General features: G+C 34.2%; 2 protein-coding genes. Both read left to right on the forward strand.

The window, feature by feature from the left end; translation table 11 throughout:
- The first annotated feature begins 489 nt into the window (after window positions 1–489).
- Window positions 490–1,875, forward strand: a complete 1,386-nt coding sequence (locus CD30_RS18875) for an isochorismate synthase (protein WP_036180684.1) — start codon at window positions 490–492, stop codon at window positions 1,873–1,875.
- On the forward strand, window positions 1,868–2,305 hold a 438-nt coding region (locus CD30_RS18880; RefSeq protein WP_036180687.1), incomplete at its 3' end, for a thiamine pyrophosphate-binding protein. The genes CD30_RS18875 and CD30_RS18880, both read left to right, overlap by 8 nt.

Below are 2,305 nucleotides of genomic sequence, written 5' to 3' on the forward strand. Positions count from 1 at the left end.
ATAAAAAAACACTATCGAGATTTATAAATCTCGATAGTGTTTTTTTATGCTTCTATAATGAAAGGTAGATAATCTATGTGTTAATAGAAATATATTAATATGAATTATATGAGATTGTTGAACAAGAAATATTCGATTTTTATTCTACTTCTTGTATTAAACATTTTTGTTATGGCTAGTCGAAAATAGCCAAATAAAAACAAAGAATAGTCAGTAGTAATCCATATTGTATAAGAAAAAAAAGTGTTATGATAGAATAGATACTGCTAATTTAAATAAAGCATTTTATAGGATATACAAAGCTAAACTTAAAATGATTGACTCTGTTACGAATTGTTTTTTTGAAGCTGTTAGGTTTATCTAAAGTTGTAACCTTGCTAAAAACTATGAAGGGTAACGTGTATTATCTATATGGTGAAACATAATTAATCATATAGGTAAGTAGAGACAATATTTTAAGAATCAGCAAGTTTGACGGAGGGAAATTTCATGGATCAAAAGTGGTTACAAACCACTGAGTTTGAAGTGGGCTCTACAAATTCAAAGTTACACTTCTATATTGAGACAATAGAAGTTAATAGATTATCGGCATTAGCCTTTTTTGCAGCTGGAGAAAGTCAACATAAAGGAAAAAGATTTTTTTGGCAAAATCGTGAGAAAACGTTTACTTTAGTTGGTCTAGGTCATGCATATACAATAGAAAATAATGCACATGTTAATCGTTATAATCATGTTGAAAAAATATGGAAACACCTTACTGAAAATATTGTAAAAGAGGAACAAGAACCCCAGCCAATACTATTTGGAGGTTTTTCATTCGATCCATTAAATGAAAAGAGTGGCGAATGGGACGGTTTTCCGAATAGCTTTTTTGCAGTTGCGACGTTTCAGCTTGTTATTCAGAATGAGAAGGCATATGTAAGTATTCATCTAATCACTGATGATGATGATAGCATGGCTCAATTTGATAGCTTAAGAAAAGAGAGAGATCGTTTAATCCATGCTGCACAAGTGAAAGAAGTAAAAACATATAATAAACCATTAGTTACAAGCTATGAGGAACGTAATAAAGTAGAATATCTTAACTCTGTCCAAAAGGTAGCAAATTTAATTAAAAATAAAGAAGCACAAAAAGTGGTTATTGCTCGAGCTCTTTCCTTACAGTTTAAAGATAAAGTAACTTCTCCACAGGTCCTTTCTCAAATTATCAATGAGCAGCCTGAAAGTTATTTATTTGGTCTAGAAAGAGAAGGCTTACTCTTTTTTGGAGCATCTCCTGAGAGACTTGTAAAGGTAAACAATGGAAAAGCTTATTCATCGTGTATTGCAGGTTCTATAAAGAGAGGGAAAACAGCTGAAGAGGATTTTGCACTTGGTCAAAGTCTATTAAATGATGCGAAAAATCTAGGGGAACATCAATATGTTGTTGAAATGATAAAGGATACATTTGCAAAAAATTGTATTCATTATACTGTGCCAAAGAATCCTAGATTATTAAAAATTCGAGATATTCAACATTTATATACACCTGTTGAAGGTCAGTTAAATGATAATGCGAATATTTTACAGCTAGTAAAAGATCTACATCCAACACCGGCTTTAGGAGGGGTGCCTAGACAACAAGCATTATCAATCATAAGACAGGTAGAACCTATGAATAGAGGGCTATATGCAGCACCACTTGGATGGATAGATGCAGAAGGTAATGGAGAGTTTGCAGTTGCTATTCGATCAGGAGCACTTATTGAAAATAGTGCGATTCTTTATGCAGGTGGAGGTATAGTTGCAGAATCAGAGCCAATCTCTGAATACGAGGAGACATTAGTGAAATTCCGTTCGATGCTGCGTGTTTTAGGAGGACAATTAAATGAGTAATCGTGACATTCTATCGAATTATGTTTATCAAGTTGTGGCAGCGCTTATTCAAAATGGTGTTGAAGATGTGGTAATTAGCCCTGGATCACGTTCTACACCACTTGCATATGCATTTGCTTCCACGAAGTCGATTCAGATATATAGACAGTTGGATGAACGGTCTGCAGCATTCTTTGCATTAGGAATTGCGAAGGCAAAGGGAAAGCCAGTTGTATTATTATGTACATCAGGAACGGCTGCAGCGAACTATTTTCCAGCGATTGTAGAAGCGAAGAATGCACGAGTTCCATTAATTGTAATTACAGCAGATCGTCCACATGAATTACGTGAAGTTGGAGCTCCGCAGGCGATTAATCAAATTCGTCTCTATGGAGAACAGGTAAAATGGTCAATTGAATTTCCGTTACCTGATGGAGAATTACAAACACTA

Origin of the sequence: Ureibacillus massiliensis 4400831 = CIP 108448 = CCUG 49529 (genome assembly GCF_000772965.1) — a bacterium.
Lineage (GTDB): Bacteria > Bacillota > Bacilli > Bacillales_A > Planococcaceae > Ureibacillus > Ureibacillus massiliensis.

What these genes read in the sequence shown, in the direction of transcription:
- CD30_RS18875 (WP_036180684.1), top strand. Translation starts at nt 490, where the DNA reads ATGGATCAAAAGTGGTTACAAACCACTGAGTTTGAAGTGGGCTCTACA.